The organism is Actinoplanes aureus (assembly GCF_015704865.1).
GTDB lineage: Bacteria > Actinomycetota > Actinomycetes > Mycobacteriales > Micromonosporaceae > Actinoplanes > Actinoplanes aureus.
In genome coordinates this window covers 61,053-74,792 of record NZ_JADQTO010000038.1, presented here as the reverse complement: position 1 = coordinate 74,792, position 13,740 = coordinate 61,053, and the positions used below count along the sequence as shown (strand labels likewise).

Annotated in this window: 8 protein-coding genes and 4 pseudogenes; 7 read left to right on the top strand and 5 right to left on the bottom strand. The window is 67.1% G+C overall.

The genetic code is table 11. The features are described 5' to 3' along the window. A pseudogene (locus I4J89_RS52260) lies at nucleotides 1-127 on the top strand (IS5 family transposase); the annotation flags it as partial. Between the two features lie 16 nt (nucleotides 128-143). Here the strand turns inward: I4J89_RS52260 and I4J89_RS44265 are convergent. Next, on the bottom strand, nucleotides 144-4,043 hold the full coding sequence (locus tag I4J89_RS44265) for a PAS domain-containing hybrid sensor histidine kinase/response regulator (RefSeq protein ID WP_196420230.1): 3,900 nt from the start codon (nucleotides 4,041-4,043) through the stop codon (nucleotides 144-146). Between the two features lie 76 nt (nucleotides 4,044-4,119). Here I4J89_RS44265 and I4J89_RS44260 point away from each other — a divergent pair, with 76 nt between their 5' ends. The 6 genes and pseudogenes from I4J89_RS44260 to I4J89_RS50545 all read left to right on the top strand — a co-directional run bounded on the left by I4J89_RS44260 (nucleotide 4,120) and on the right by I4J89_RS50545 (nucleotide 10,025). Beyond that, on the top strand, nucleotides 4,120-4,944 hold the full coding sequence (locus tag I4J89_RS44260; protein WP_196420229.1) for a sensor histidine kinase: 825 nt from the start codon (nucleotides 4,120-4,122) through the stop codon (nucleotides 4,942-4,944). 18 nt (nucleotides 4,945-4,962) lie between these two features. After that, nucleotides 4,963-7,005 carry a hybrid sensor histidine kinase/response regulator gene (locus I4J89_RS44255; RefSeq protein WP_196420228.1) on the top strand — a complete coding sequence of 681 codons (2,043 nt, stop codon included), beginning with the start codon at nucleotides 4,963-4,965 and terminating at the stop codon, nucleotides 7,003-7,005. Between the two features lie 357 nt (nucleotides 7,006-7,362). Then, a pseudogene (locus tag I4J89_RS44250) lies at nucleotides 7,363-7,566 on the top strand (transposase); the annotation flags it as partial. A 225-nt stretch (nucleotides 7,567-7,791) separates the two neighbouring features. After that, nucleotides 7,792-8,589, top strand: a complete 798-nt coding sequence (locus I4J89_RS44245) for a hypothetical protein (RefSeq protein WP_196420227.1) — start codon at nucleotides 7,792-7,794, stop codon at nucleotides 8,587-8,589. A 262-nt stretch (nucleotides 8,590-8,851) separates the two neighbouring features. Then, nucleotides 8,852-9,277: pseudogene (locus I4J89_RS50550) on the top strand (IS110 family transposase); the annotation flags it as partial. A gap of 79 nt (nucleotides 9,278-9,356) precedes the next feature. Further along, a complete protein-coding gene (locus I4J89_RS50545) occupies nucleotides 9,357-10,025 on the top strand; it encodes a transposase (RefSeq protein ID WP_230860645.1) in 669 nt (222 codons plus the stop codon). A 76-nt stretch (nucleotides 10,026-10,101) separates the two neighbouring features. Here I4J89_RS50545 and I4J89_RS44235 read toward each other — a convergent pair whose 3' ends face one another. From I4J89_RS44235 to I4J89_RS44220, 4 genes and pseudogenes are all read right to left on the bottom strand, one after another. Further along, complete coding sequence (locus tag I4J89_RS44235; RefSeq protein ID WP_196420226.1) at nucleotides 10,102-11,220, bottom strand: IS630 family transposase; 1,119 nt, start codon at nucleotides 11,218-11,220, stop codon at nucleotides 10,102-10,104. Nucleotides 11,221-11,704: 484 nt separating this feature from the next. Next, nucleotides 11,705-12,751 carry a tyrosine-type recombinase/integrase gene (locus tag I4J89_RS44230; protein ID WP_196420225.1) on the bottom strand — a complete coding sequence of 349 codons (1,047 nt, stop codon included), beginning with the start codon at nucleotides 12,749-12,751 and terminating at the stop codon, nucleotides 11,705-11,707. After that, nucleotides 12,748-13,236 (bottom strand): hypothetical protein, encoded by a 489-nt coding sequence (locus I4J89_RS44225; RefSeq protein WP_196420224.1) that lies wholly within the window; start codon nucleotides 13,234-13,236, stop codon nucleotides 12,748-12,750. Before I4J89_RS44225 ends, I4J89_RS44230 begins: the two co-directional genes overlap by 4 nt. Nucleotides 13,237-13,483: 247 nt before the next feature. Continuing rightward, nucleotides 13,484-13,687 (bottom strand): annotated as a pseudogene (locus I4J89_RS44220) (helix-turn-helix domain-containing protein); the annotation flags it as partial. Nucleotides 13,688-13,740 lie beyond the last annotated feature (53 nt).

The window sequence follows — 13,740 nt, the reverse complement described above, 5'->3', positions numbered from 1 at the left end:
CATCAACCAGCTCAAACAGCACCGGGCAATGGCCACAAGGTATGACAAGCTCGCCGTGCGCTACGAAGCCACCGTCACCATCGCCGCCATCAACCAATGGCTCCGCGCCCTACGAAACACGGCCTAGTGGAGTATCGCCGGCGTCAGGTCGGGATCCAGCGTTCCAGCACGGCCTCCAATTGGTTGTGGTCGATGGGTTTGGCGAGGTAGTCGTCCATGCCCGCGTCCAAGCATCGTCGCCGGTCTTCGGCGAGAGCGCCGGCGGTCATGGCGATGACGGGAGTGTGATGGTCGGGTGTTTCGTGCTGCCGGATTTCCTGGGTTGCCTGGTAGCCGTCCATGCGCGGCATCTGGCAGTCCATGAGGATGGCGTCGTACGCGTGATGGGTGGCCATCTCCACGGCTTCGGCGCCGTTGTAGGCGATGTCGGCGTGGTAGCCGAGGGTGGTGAGGGTCTCTATCGCGACGATTTGGTTGATCTCGTTGTCCTCCGCCAGCAGGATCCGGCCGCGGTCGCCGGTGGCCGGTGATGGCGGTGTGGTGCTGGCGGCCGTAGCGGTGAGGGCGGGATTGAGCAGTTGGAGCAGGCAGTTGTAGAGCTTCGACGGTCCGACCGGTTTGTTGAGCACTTCGACGGCTCCGATGCTCCTGGCCTGTTCGTAGCTATCCGCGTCGGAGCCGAGCAGGACGAGGTGAGGGGCCGGGATCGTGGGGTCGTGCAAAATCTGGTCGATGAGGGTGATGCCGTCGGTGTCGGGCAGGTGCTGGTCGATGAGGGCGACGTCGCACGGTTGGCGGTCTCGCGCGGCGGCGCGGAGGTGTTCCAGCGCCGTGCGGGCGTCCGTTACGGCGGTGACGTTCAGGTGCCAGGACTGGGCGTGCTCGGTGAGTAGTTGGCAGGTGCTGAGGTTGTCGTCGGTGATCAGGAGCCGCCGGCCGACGATCTCGGGCCGGAGGGCTCGGGATCGGCCGGTCGCGTCGGGCGGCGCGTGCAGGGGGATGGTGAAGGCGAACCGGCTGCCCCGTCCCGGTTCGGTGTCGACCTCCAGCCGGCCGCCCATGAGCTCGACGAGTTGCCGGCTGATCGTCAGCCCGAGGCCGGTGCCGCCGAACTGCCGGCTGGTGCTGCTGTCGGCTTGGGTGAAGGGTTGGAACAGTCGGGCCAGGTCGTCGGCGCCGATGCCGATGCCGGTGTCGGTGACGCTGAAGGTGTACAGCGGTTGCCCGTCGGGGATGGGCGCGGCGGGGTCGACACGCAGGAGTATCTCGCCGTGCTGGGTGAATTTGGCCGCGTTGCCGGCCAGGTTCAGCAGTACCTGCCGGATTCGGCCCTCGTCGCCGCGCAGGACGGCGGGCAGATGGGCGGGGTAGTAGTTGACGATCTCCACGGGTTTGTCGTGAACGGCTTCGAGGATGGTCTGGGCGACTTCTTCGACCAGCTGGCCGGGGTCGAAGTCGCCCTCGACGAGGGTGATCTTTCCGGCTTCGATCTTCGAGAAGTCGAGGATGTCGTTGATGATGGTCAGCAGCGCGTTGGCGGAGGCACGGATCGCCTCGGCGTAGCGGCGTTGCCCCGGCTGCAGGGCGGTGCCGAGCAGCAGTCGGGTCAGTCCGATGACACCGTTCATCGGGGTGCGGATCTCGTGGCTGACCATGGCGACGAATTGGGATTTCAGCTGGGCGGCGGCGAGGGCTTCGTCGCGGGCGGCGGCGAGGTTCAGTTCAACCTGCTTGCGGTCGGTGATGTCGCGGATGGCGGCGGCGACCAGCATGCCTTCGTCGGTGTCGAGCGGAGCGAGACTGATCTCGACCGGGAACTGGGTTCCGTCCCGGCGGGTACCGCATAGCTTCCGGCCGGCGCCCATGCCGCGCACGGCCGGATGCGCGGCGTAGCCACGCCGGTGAGCGACGTGCGCCCGGCGGGACTCCGCGGGTAGGAGGACTTCAACGGACTGGCCGAGCAACTCGCCACGCAGGTACCCGAACAGCCGATCGGTCTGCTCGTTGGCGAGCGTGATGGTGCCGGCCCGGTCAACGATGATCATGGCGTCAGGAGCGCTGAGGACCAGCTGGCTGAAGCGTTGTTCGGCCTTCTTGATCTCAGTGATGTCGTGGGTGATGGAGGCCGCTGCGGTGATGGTGCCGTGGTCGTCGCGGATTGGGAAGATCGTCAGGCTCAGGTGTATCTGGGTGCCGTCTTCGCGCACGCGGACGGTGTGCTGATCTCTAATGATGTCACCGCGGGCGACGCGGGCGAGGATGTCGTCGAGCTGGTCGCTGAGCTGCGGCGGGAGAATGGTCCTGATCGAGGATCCGATGACCTCGTCGGCGGGGTAGCCGTAGATGCGCTGCGCGGCGGGGTTCCAGCTGGTGATGGTGCCGTCAAGGGTCTCGCCGATGACTGCGTCGTCGGTGCTCTCCACGATCGCGGCCAGCCGCTGCCGGGCCTCGGCGGCTTCGTGCTGGGCGGTGGTGTCGCGGGCGACCGCGTAGATGAGGCCTTCTCTCGGTTCCGCGCTGGCGTTCCAGCAGAGCCGGACGTAAGTGCCGTCCTGGCGGCGGTACCGGTTCTCGAAGGCCACCGTCGCCGTACTGTCGCTCGCCAGCTTGGCCGTCTCAGCGATGGTGCGTTCCCGGTCGTCGGGGTGCACGAAGTCGACGAACGGGCGGCCTTGGAGGCGGTCCAGGGGGTAGCCGAAGGTTTGCCAGGCTTGGTTGACGCGGACGAACCGCCCGTCCAGGCCGGCGATGCACATGAAGTCGTGCGACATCGTGAAGAAGTGGTCGAGCTGGTCGGCCAGTCGTCGCTGCTCCGCTTCCGCCTGTTCCCGTTCGGTCAGGTCACGGTAGGTGGTGACGACCACGCGCAGCTCGTTGCGGTTGCTCCGGATCGGGCGCACGTGGACGTGAACGTTGATTCGGGTGCCGTCGGCGCGGCGGACCTCGGTGTGCAGTTCGCTGCCGTCCGGGGCGGCCAGGGCGTCAGCGAGTTGTTCCAATCGCCTGTCCATCAGGTCCGGCGGCCACCACGGGAACGGCGGCCGTAGCCCGATCACCTGATCTGCGGGGTAGCCGGTGATCTCGCACCAGCGCGCCGTCACCTGTAGCACGGTGCCGTCCGGCCCGAAGGCGATGACCCCCTCTACCAGGGAATTCAGGACGGCGGCGTTGAAGTCGCGTTGACCGCGTAGTTCGTCGATCAGTTCTTGCCGTGTCTGGCCGATCCGGTCGAGTAGCCGCCCGGCCCCGATCAGCACCCCGGACAAGATCATGACGAAGACGGCGACCACGACGGTGAAACTCAGACCGTCGACCTGCGCGTCCTGGCTGCCGAGGAAGCCGACAGATCCGGCGGCCAATGCCAAACCGACGACAGTGACCGGTAACAGGCGGCGGACGATCCTGCCTCCTTCACCCCCGCTCGCGATGACCCGCGTGACGATTCCCTGCGGCTGGCTGGCCATGATGCCGACGCAGAGCGCGACGACGGCTATGGCAGCGGCCACCGCCATCGGGTTCCCGCGCTGGCCGGCGTGCTCGACCCGCCAATCCAACAGGCGTCCCAGCATGCCCACCACCGCGACCAGCGCCGCCAGGGCCGCCGACATCTGAGCTGGAAGGTAACCGTGCCGGGCACCGACGCATGCCATGGCCAGCGCGAACCCGACCAGAAGGAACGCCACCGCGGTGTGCGGTGCCGGGTCCCCCGGGACCAGGCCGACGAACCACGCACCTACCAAGTCGGGGAACAACAGCCGATCGAGGCCCGACTGCCAGCCGAGGGCGAAGCTCAGTACCGGCACCGAACTGGCGGCGATCAGGAGCGCGCCGAGACAGGATCCGGCCCGGCGCCGATGGCCACGCGAAGCCGGGTCGGTGAGCAGTACCAGGCTCAGGCTCGCGGTCAACGCCGCGAGGGCGGTGACCGGCGCCATCGGAGCGTGATCGTCACCGAAGGTGACCAGCCAGCGCAGCTGGGCCACATAACCGGCGATGCTCAGTGCACCGACGGCCGCCGCGACAGCGGCGGAGACCCAGGCCACCCGGCGAAATCGATGAACGGGGCCGACAAAAGAGCTAGCCACGTAAAGTAGTTTTCCAGTTACGAGGGGTGCTGGCATGGTGATCGACCGTCATCGGCGTGACGCCACGGCGCCCGGACGAGAAGGGCTGGACGACGCTACGAGGGCCGGGATGACCGCGTCGCAGGACGCCGCTGCGACGCAGGCGGGCAGTTCGGCGGCGTCCGGATCCACCGAGTCGCCGGGCGCTGTCGTGCTGTCCAAGCTCGGGCACGAGCTGCGCGCACCGCTGGCCGCGGTGCTCGGCGTGAGCAAGGTCATGCGGTCGAAGCTGGACAACGGCAGCGCCGACCCCGCGCAACAACGTCGGCACCTGGAACTGATCCAGGCCAGCACCACGCAGATGCTCGAGATCGTGGACCGCGTCGTTGCCATCGCCAATCTCGACACCGCGACGAACACGCCCCCCAGCCGATTCGACTGCCGCACCACCGTCAGCCACGTGGCTGACGGTGCCCGTGCGCGCGCCGACGCACACCACCGGTGTCTCATCGTGGACCTGCCCGAGCAGCCGACTCCGGCCGACGGGGACGAGAACGCGCTCGAACGCCTGCTCACCGAACTGGTCGACAACGCCATCAAGTACAGCGACCATCCGCAGATCCGCATCGCGCTACGACTAGCACCCGGCCGGCCGGTCCTGATCGAGATCAGCGATGACGGACCGGGAATGAGCACCGACGAGCTGAACACGGTCTTCGCACCGTTTCGCCGGGGAACAGCCGCCGACCGTGGCGCTATCCCGGGCAGCGGACTCGGCCTATACCTCGCCCGCCAGTTGGCCGACCGGTCCGGCATCGGGCTGGACGTGCACAGCTCACCCGGCGCCGGAACCACCTTCACCATCCACCCCGGCGCGTAAGACAGCATCGGAGAACCCATGGCCACCGTACTGGTCGTCGACGACAGCGTCAGCAGCCGCGAAGTCGCCCGCGCCACCCTCGACGACGCAGGCCACCAGGTGATCGAGGCCGCCGAAGGGCGGCAGGCCCTCGCCCTCGCCCATGCCGTCCACCCCGACGTCGTCGTCACCGACGTGGTAATGCCCGGCATGGACGGCTACGAATTCGCCAATGAGCTGCACTCCTCGCCCGACACCGCCGGCATCCCCGTCCTGCTCTACACCGCCAACTATCAACCCGACGAAGCCGCCCCCCTGGCCGCCGCCTACGGGGTGGCCGGCTTCGTGGCCAAAACGGGGGAACCGGCCGATCTGGTTACCGCCGTCCTCAACGCCCTCCGGCACAACCCACCACCCGCGACAACGGCCGCACCACAACCGCTGCTCGGCGAACACCTACGCACCGTCAACGCGAAACTGGTGGAGAAGGTCCTGGCACTGCACGAAAGCGAGGCCCGACTGTCGGCCATGGCGGAGCTCTCCCCGGCCGGCATCGCGCTCGGCGGCCCTGACCTGGACGCCACCTACATCAACCCACAACTGAGCGAGATCACCGCCACACCCACCAGGGACCTGCTCCACGACGGCTGGCGCGCCTACCTCCCCCCGCAACAGACCGGCACCCCCGGTGAACACGACCAGCAGCACGACACCACGACCTACTACGGACCAGTCACTCTCACCGACGGCCGCCAGCGCACCCTGCACGCCGTCATCCGTCACCTGAGAGACGACAACAGCAACACCACCGGGTTCCTCGCCGTGGTCAACGACGTCACCCAGCTGATCGAGGCCGAGCAGCACCGGCACAACCTGAAACGCGAACTCGAGGCCACCGAACGTCGCCGCATCCACCAACGCTTCGAAAGCCTGGCACGGATGTCCGGCGCCATCGCGCACGACTTCAACAACATCCTCGGCATCATCCTCAACTACGGCGAATTCATCGAAGACACACTGCGCGACAACGCGGGCACCACACTCACCGACGACCGCCTGCGCCCCATCCTGGACGACCTCGACCACATCAGCCGGGCCGGCAGACGCGCCGCCAACCTTGCCCACCAACTACTGACCTTCGGCGGCAGAGAAATCATCGAACCCGTCGTGGTCAACCCCAACGCGGTGATCCACGAAGCCCTCGGCCTACTCGACGGCTCCATCGCCCGGCAACTGGACATCAGCACCAACCTCGACCCCCACACCAGCAACACCCGCGCAGACCCCGACCAGCTCTGCCAGATCCTGCTCAACCTCGCCATCAACGCCCGCGACGCCATGCCCCAGGGCGGTCGGCTCGCCTTCCACACCACCAACACCAGCATCTCCGCGGACAGCGGCGACGCCACCGGGTTCCAGCCCGGCGACTACATCCACATCGCCGTCGCGGACACCGGCGAAGGAATGCCACCCGACGTCGCCGAACGCGCCATCGAGCCGTTCTTCACCACCAAACCCAAAGGCCACGGCACCGGGCTGGGCCTCGCCACCGCCTACGGCATCGCCAAACAAGCCGGCGGTAACCTCGTCATCGATTCAACCGTCGGCCAAGGCACGACAATCCACCTCTACCTGCCCGCCACCGACGAGCAACCACCGGCCACCGAACCCGCAGCAGCCACACGACACACCACCGGGCAAACCATCCTCGTCGCCGACGACGAAGACGGCCTGCGCACCGCCGCCGCCCGCATGCTCACCGCCGCCGGCTACCACGTCCTGACCGCAGCCGACGGCGAGGAAGCCCTCCAAGTCGCGCAACGCCACCACGGGCCCATCCACGCGCTGCTCACCGACGTCGTCATGCCCCACATGAACGGACCCGAACTCGCCCAGCACCTAAGACACCACCGGCCCGCCACGCCCGTGCTCTACATGTCCGGATACGCCGCACCCCTCATGACCGAACAAGGCATCCTCGAACCCGGCGTCACGGTCGTCGGCAAACCCTTCACCCGATCCGAACTGCTCACCGCACTCAACACCACGCTCACCGGCGCCCCGAATCCAAGCAGCCGCTGATCATCGTGTCGGGTGCTTGTCAACGGCTGAGTCAGGAAGAACGCCCGGGCGTGGCTGAGCCCGTCGTGGTGCAGGCGGCGGTGACCGCCCGTCGCTGCCTTGGAGCCACTGTAGCCAAGCCGCCGCGGTTGGCTGCTCGATCGCGGCACCCAAACCGCCCTGCCTGCCGGAGGGGTCGGGACGCATTGCACTGATGAACTGGCCGGGGTCGGCTGGCATCGAACGCGGCAGACCGGTGCCGGCACCGCGTGGCGGGCAACCGCCGGTGGATCTCCTGGCAGCCTCGCCGGATCTGACTCGTGTACAGAGATGAGCGCGGCACCTGCGAACGGCTCGACCAGTGCCTCGTCCACCGCCGCCGTCCGAGCAGCCGATCTGCCATACCTGCACACCTTCGCCCGCGGTCTCGAACTCGACCGCGAAGCCGTCCAAGCCGCGGTGACCATGCCCTACCACAACGGCGGAACTGAAGGCGTCAACACCAAGATCAAACGAATCATGCGCCAGATGCACGGCCGAGCCGGGTTCACCCTGCTACGACACCGCATCCTCCTCAACTGAGGTCACCCACGGCTACCACCGAAAGAGCGCCAGAGCCCGGAGCGCGATGGCCGCGCTGGCCACCGAGCACGGACAGCGGCAAATCAGTGCGTCGGCCGTTGACATGCGGCAGCCGGCGAGAATGGTTGGCCAACGGCAGCCGCCCGAGCGAGAGCAGAAGGGGCACGCTCGCCTCGAGCGCCGGGCCGCCAGGTGATCAACTAGACATCATTACGATGGCTTGCCATGCCTTCGCTTGCCTGGTGGGGAAAGCTGCTCGTATTCGTCGCCGGATTAACGGCGGTGATCGATGTGCTGGATCCGGACCGGTTGCGGGCGCGAGGCGTAAGCCTCCGCAAGCGGTCCGTGCGCGCCAGCCGGCGCCGCCGCAGGCGCAACGAGATCCACACCGTGCTGCAGCTTCGCCGTAGGCTGCTGCGGGAGTTCGTGGTTTCGCGGGCCTACGGAAACGTCCCCTTCTATGAGATCGTCACAGAACCGCCTACAGAATCTCCCGTAGCCGAGATCGAAAGCGCCGCGTTCATCAAATTCTGGCACGAGGTCATGGCCGAGACGCGGGCCAACTTCGACCTGCGATTCCGGGCTGCCGACGACAGCGAGGTGAGGCGGGCGCGATCATTCGCCCAGGACCGTATCGATGCTCTCCTGCAAACCATGCCACTGCGCAATGCGGGCCTGCTCAGCAAGGCCTCCCAGACCGAAAACCGGTCGTGGAACGCCTTCGGAGCGTTGATAGCCGCCGCAATCGTCCTCCCTATGCTCGGCCTCACGGTCCTTGCCGGCGCGCACTGGGGCCGGATCCCGGTCGCCGTCTTCTTCTTCCTTTCCTTATTCGGCCTGACAGCGCTCGCCATCACTGCTCACCAGGCGCCCGGTGCCATCAGCTCCGTGATCTGGCGCATCGCCGCCTGGCCGGCCCTCTGGAGCGCCCAACTGCTCAACCGATCCCGGCCGCTGCATCCGCTGCGCCGCGTCGCGCTCGTGCTCTTCGTCGCTGGCTCGTTAATCGACCTGATCACCTAGCAAGATCCGCGACGACAACGCGGCGATCCTGCGTGTACTCATCTCGGCTACTTATCTACTGGTGGCACGACCGCTGCCCGGCCAGGCATGGTCGAGGTGACCGGCAGAGTCACTCTCATTTCGGCTGCCCACCCGCGGGTTGGGTGTGGCTCAGATTTGGCATGTGCCCTGCCGGTCACCGCGGCGCGGAGTGGCTCCAGAGGGGAATGCCCAGCTCAAAGTAGCGCTGCCCTCCCGCCGGCACTAGGTCGGAGCAGGGAGGATGAGACAGATGCCCAACGTCGTCATCGGAGTGGACCCGCACAAACGATCGGCCACCATCGAGGTCATCGACCAGCGTGAACGTGTCCTCGGTAAGGGCCGGTTCGGCACCGATCACGACGGCTACAAGGCGATGCTCGCCGCCGGCCGCAAACACGGCGAACGGATCTGGGCTGTCGAGGGCTGCAACGGCATCGGCCGGCACGTCGCCCAACGCCTGGTCGCTGACGGCGAGACCGTCGTCGACGTACCGACGAAGCTGTCGGCGCGGGCTCGGGTGTTCGCTACTGGTCAGGGCCGTAAGACCGACCCGGTCGACGCCCACAGCGTCGCCGTGGCAGCGCTACGCACACCCGGTCTGCGGCAGGTCCAGGCCGATGACACCACGGTGGCGTTGCGGCTATTGGTCGACCGCCGTGACCAGCTGGGCCGGACCCGCACCGAAGTCGTGTCCCGGTTGCATCACCTGCTGCTCGAGCTCATCCCTGGCGGGGGCGAAGAAGTTCTTGTCCGCCCAGCAGGCCCGCGCCCTGCTCAACACCGTCCGCCCACGCGATCTCGTCGGCAAGACCCGCCGCTGGCTGGCGTCCGAGCTGATCCACGAGCTGACGGTGATCGACAAGAAGATCAAGGTCGCCAACGCCGAGCTGACCGACCTGGTCGCCTCCACCGGCAGCACCCTGCAGGAACTCACCGGAATCGGCCCGTCCGGCGCCGCCCGCCTCATCGGCGACATCGGTGACATCGCCCGGTTCGCCAGCCGCGCCCACTTCGCGTCCTGGAACGGCACCGCACCCATCGACGCGTCCTCCGGCGACCAGAACCGCCATCGGCTCTCCCGGGCAGGTAATCGGCGCATCAACCGTGCCCTGCACATCATGGCCGTGGTCCAACTACGCCGCGACACCGAAGGGCGCCGCTACTACCAGCGCAAACTCGCCGACGGCAAGACCCCGATGGAAGCGATGCGAGCATTGAAACGCCGGCTGTCCGACATCGTCTACAAACGGATGGTCGCCGATGCCAGGCGGCTGGCGACGGGCCCGGGAGGACACGTGGGGGCGACTCTGCAATCCAGCGCGGCCGACCCGAACCCCTGGGCCGACACTTCGGAGAAGTCACTTCCCGGACCCGCCGAAGCCCACCTTAGAACAGACCTCGCAGCCGCCTCTTGACACAGAGGGGTGCCAGATCCGGTAGCCGGTTTGATGACTAGTGCGTTGACCATGAACGTTCACCGGGTCTGAGTGGTCAGGCGGCTTTCGTTCGGGGTCGGCCCCAGCGTTGTTGGCGTTCGCTGCGGACGCGGGCTCGTTCGCGGCGTTGGGCGGCCAGGACGTCGGGATGACGGGCGTTGGCGTTGCGCCAGAGCAAGTATTTCTGCAGCTTGCGGGCCAGGACGGTGTGGTTCGGGTGGTTCGAGTTCGCCATGGTGAACGTGCGTAGCGGCCCGAACTGCGCCTCGATCGGGTTGGCCCAGGACGCGCTGGTAGGAGTCAGGCACAGCTCGACCTTGTTGCGGGCCGCCCAGGCCCTGATGGCCGGCGTCTTGTTCGCGGACAGGTTGTCCAGGATGACGTAGATCGGCGCGCCGTCCGGTCGCGTTCTGCGGATCGATTTCAGCGCGGACAGGGTGTGATTTGCGCCTTTACGGCGCCGGTTCACACCCCAGAGCTGGTCGTCGCCGAGGCTGTAACAGCCGTGGAAGTAGCGGATGCCGTGGGTGTGGTGATACGTCGCCGGCAACCGGTCCGGGTGCGACTGCGGTGCCCAGCCACGGCCATGGTGCGGGCGGATCGACAGCGGCCCGAACTGGTCGAACGCGAAACAGCGGGCCGGGAACTTGCTGGTCACTTCCTCGATCCGGTCGAGTTTGGCGTCGAATTCCGGATCCTTCGATTGCTTCCAGGTACGGGTCCGCTGCCAGCTGACGTCGTTGGCTCGCAGGATCTGCCGCAGCCGTTCCCGCCCGACGCTCACCTGCCGGTCGGCGTCGCATGCCAGGAAGTCGGCGAGTTTACGCAGGCTCCAGCAGGTGAAGGGCCGCCCGAGCGTGCTCGGGCGGGCCTTGGCCGTCACGACGATGAACGCCTCATCGTCGTCACTGATCCGGCGGGGACGGCCTCCCGCCCACTGAGGGTCCAGCGCGCGAAGACCGATCTCGTTAAACGAGTGGATCACGTCGCGCACGGTGTCCTCATGCCCAGCGATCAGATGGGCGATCGCCGCCACCGGTGTCCCGGACGCCGACGCCATGATGATCAACGCACGGCGCACCCGGACCGAATCGTGCTTACCTCTACGGACCAGTTGTTGCAGCTTGCGGCCCTCTTCTTGCGTCAACCGCCGCGCCCTGACCGGTTCAGCCAATCCGCCACCCACTCTCAACGACCAATGTCACCGCCGTCGAGAGTGAGCCTTCGACAACGCCTACCGGCGGACCCGTCCCGGTGTGTCGCCGACCCGGTGAACGTTCGTGGTCAACGCACTAGCTTCCGCTACTCAACGTAGGTACTACCTAGCCGCTGGGGGCCGGGCCTGTGAGCCGTGGTGACTGTCGAGGGGATTGGCGCGGTCGCCGTCCGCTGGATGATCTGCGGTTTGTCGGACAGTCTGTGGACCACCTTGTTCGGTTCCTGCCCATGGACGCCGCAGCCCGGCGCGGGGGCTCCCATGCCCAGCACCCCGACCGAACGACGGGCCGGACGGCTCTGCTCAACATCCGACGCTCGCGCCGACATCGGGTGGGCCGGAAGTATCCCGAGCAGAGCCTCCCGGTCACGTCCGGAACGCCCCCTACAGAAAAGGCACCGCAGCGGCACCCCGACGCCTCGCCACCGCTACGCCCAGGCCGCTAATCGCCCGTTGCTTCCGCGGCATACGGCAAGGCGAGTGGATGTGATTCTCCAGTCAAAGCAGCGAGAGCGGTGGCGACCTCTTCCAGGGTCGCCTTCACATACCGAGCCGTTGTGCCGGCATCGTTCGGGGTGTCCATATGGCCGGCGTAGGCCAAAGCGACACCGTAACCGAAGACGCGCTCCACCCACGTGAGTGCAGTGTGGCGTAGCCAGTGCGCGGACACCTGCTGCTTGGCCACCCACGGCATCTGCCTGCCAAGCCGAATCCACAGACTGTCGTACCGGCGACGTCCCACCGCCCGTCCGTTGCGGTACCGCAGCAACGGCTGATCATCCGGGGCACCACGATCAGCGGCGTGATGCAGCAGATACTGCATCAGGGTTGGAGTGACCGGCTGCCACCGGAACACCCCGCCCTTTTCCCGCAGCAGGACCAGGCACTGCTGCGGCTCCAGATCCATCGGCCGCAACGCCAGTAGTCCACCGCGCCGGCACGCCGTCTCGATATGAAACCGCAGAATCAACAGATCGAGCTCGGGATCGTTGCCCGACATGCCGGCGGCCTCGAACAACTCGGCGAGCCGCTCATCGGCCAGCGCGATGCGAGTACTCGCCAGCCGATGCGGCTTGGCCACTTTGCTCGCCGGGTTCTCCATCTCCACGATGTAGCCGTCCGCGATCGCACGCCTATACAGGCAGCGAAGCGCCGAAATGGTGTGCTCCGCGGCACCATGCCCGCCACGGTAGTTGCGCCGACGTACAGCATCGGCCTGCACCCGCCGCATCAACGTCTCGATCTCCGTCGGGCTGACCTCGTTGAGACGCCGCCCACCCCACTGCTCGACCACCTTGCGCCAATAAGTTCCATAGACCCGCTGCGAACCCGGAGCCACCGCGGCAGCCACCACCGGCACGTACTCGGCGAACGTGGGGACTGACAGCCCAGGCGACGTAGTGGCGTGCTGCAGATCGGCTGGATCGATGCCCATCTGATCCAGCACCAGCCGCGCCGCCTGCACCACCTCCGGCGACACAACCGTCACCGCTCCCCCACCAGGGCCTCAGTGTGCACAGCCGCAGTCAGCTGATCAAGCTTCGCCGACGAGTGAACGATTAAACGTTGCCGCTCCGGCAGCGCCGCCAGCAGCACTCGCTCCGACCGGTACACCCCGATAGCACGCCGCACCGTCGTCGGTAGCCGCAGACAACCCCGCGGGCAGATCGCCTGACGGCCCTGCTCCTGCGCCGTCACGACCACCACACCACGCGACACAGCGAAACCAACCCGCACACCCGGCGACCAGCCCGAGGCGGCCATCACGGTCAGATCGGAGACCCGGCCCTTGTCGTCCAGCCGGCACATCCCGAACACGACGTCCCGCCCCACAAGCAACGGCGGCGCCGGCAATGGCAACGGTTCACGCGGCTGCGGCGCCCGCTGCACCTGGCGCCGCCAACCTACCCGGTCCGGCATCCGCAGCTGCGGCACCAACGAAGGCAACGGCACACTCCTCACCACCTCGACCACCGCCTAGCAAGCGAAACGAGGAACGGCGAGAAGCCACGAAGGTGTTCAAGCACCCTTGAACACGGAGGACTGTTTTGGGGCACAGGTGCTACTCGTGGGGGTTCAAGTCCCCCCCGACACACACCCTTTGCCAACAACCGAGGTCAAGCCTTCATTCGGTGCCTTGCACCAAGAGTCGAGTTGAACCCCAACGCTGGCTCGCTGCTCCACGCCATCCGGAAGGTCGTGCGGCCAACGCTCGAAGGCGCGCGGAAGCGACGCCGACCTCGAAGCCGGCAGTGAGGCGGGTGTAGGTGTCGCCGTTGCGCAGGTGGGCCAGGGCGAGCAGGGCTTGGCGGCCGGGTTCGAGGCGCCGCCACTGGGATGGGCGCTGCTTGTGGTTGCGGATGCATGCGGCGAGGTGGTTGAGGGTCCGGCTGGGCAACGGGATCGTGGCGGGGCAGGACAACATGGCGAGGCTCCCGGTCGGGGCTTCGGGTCTTGATCGACAACTGTCCTACCTGG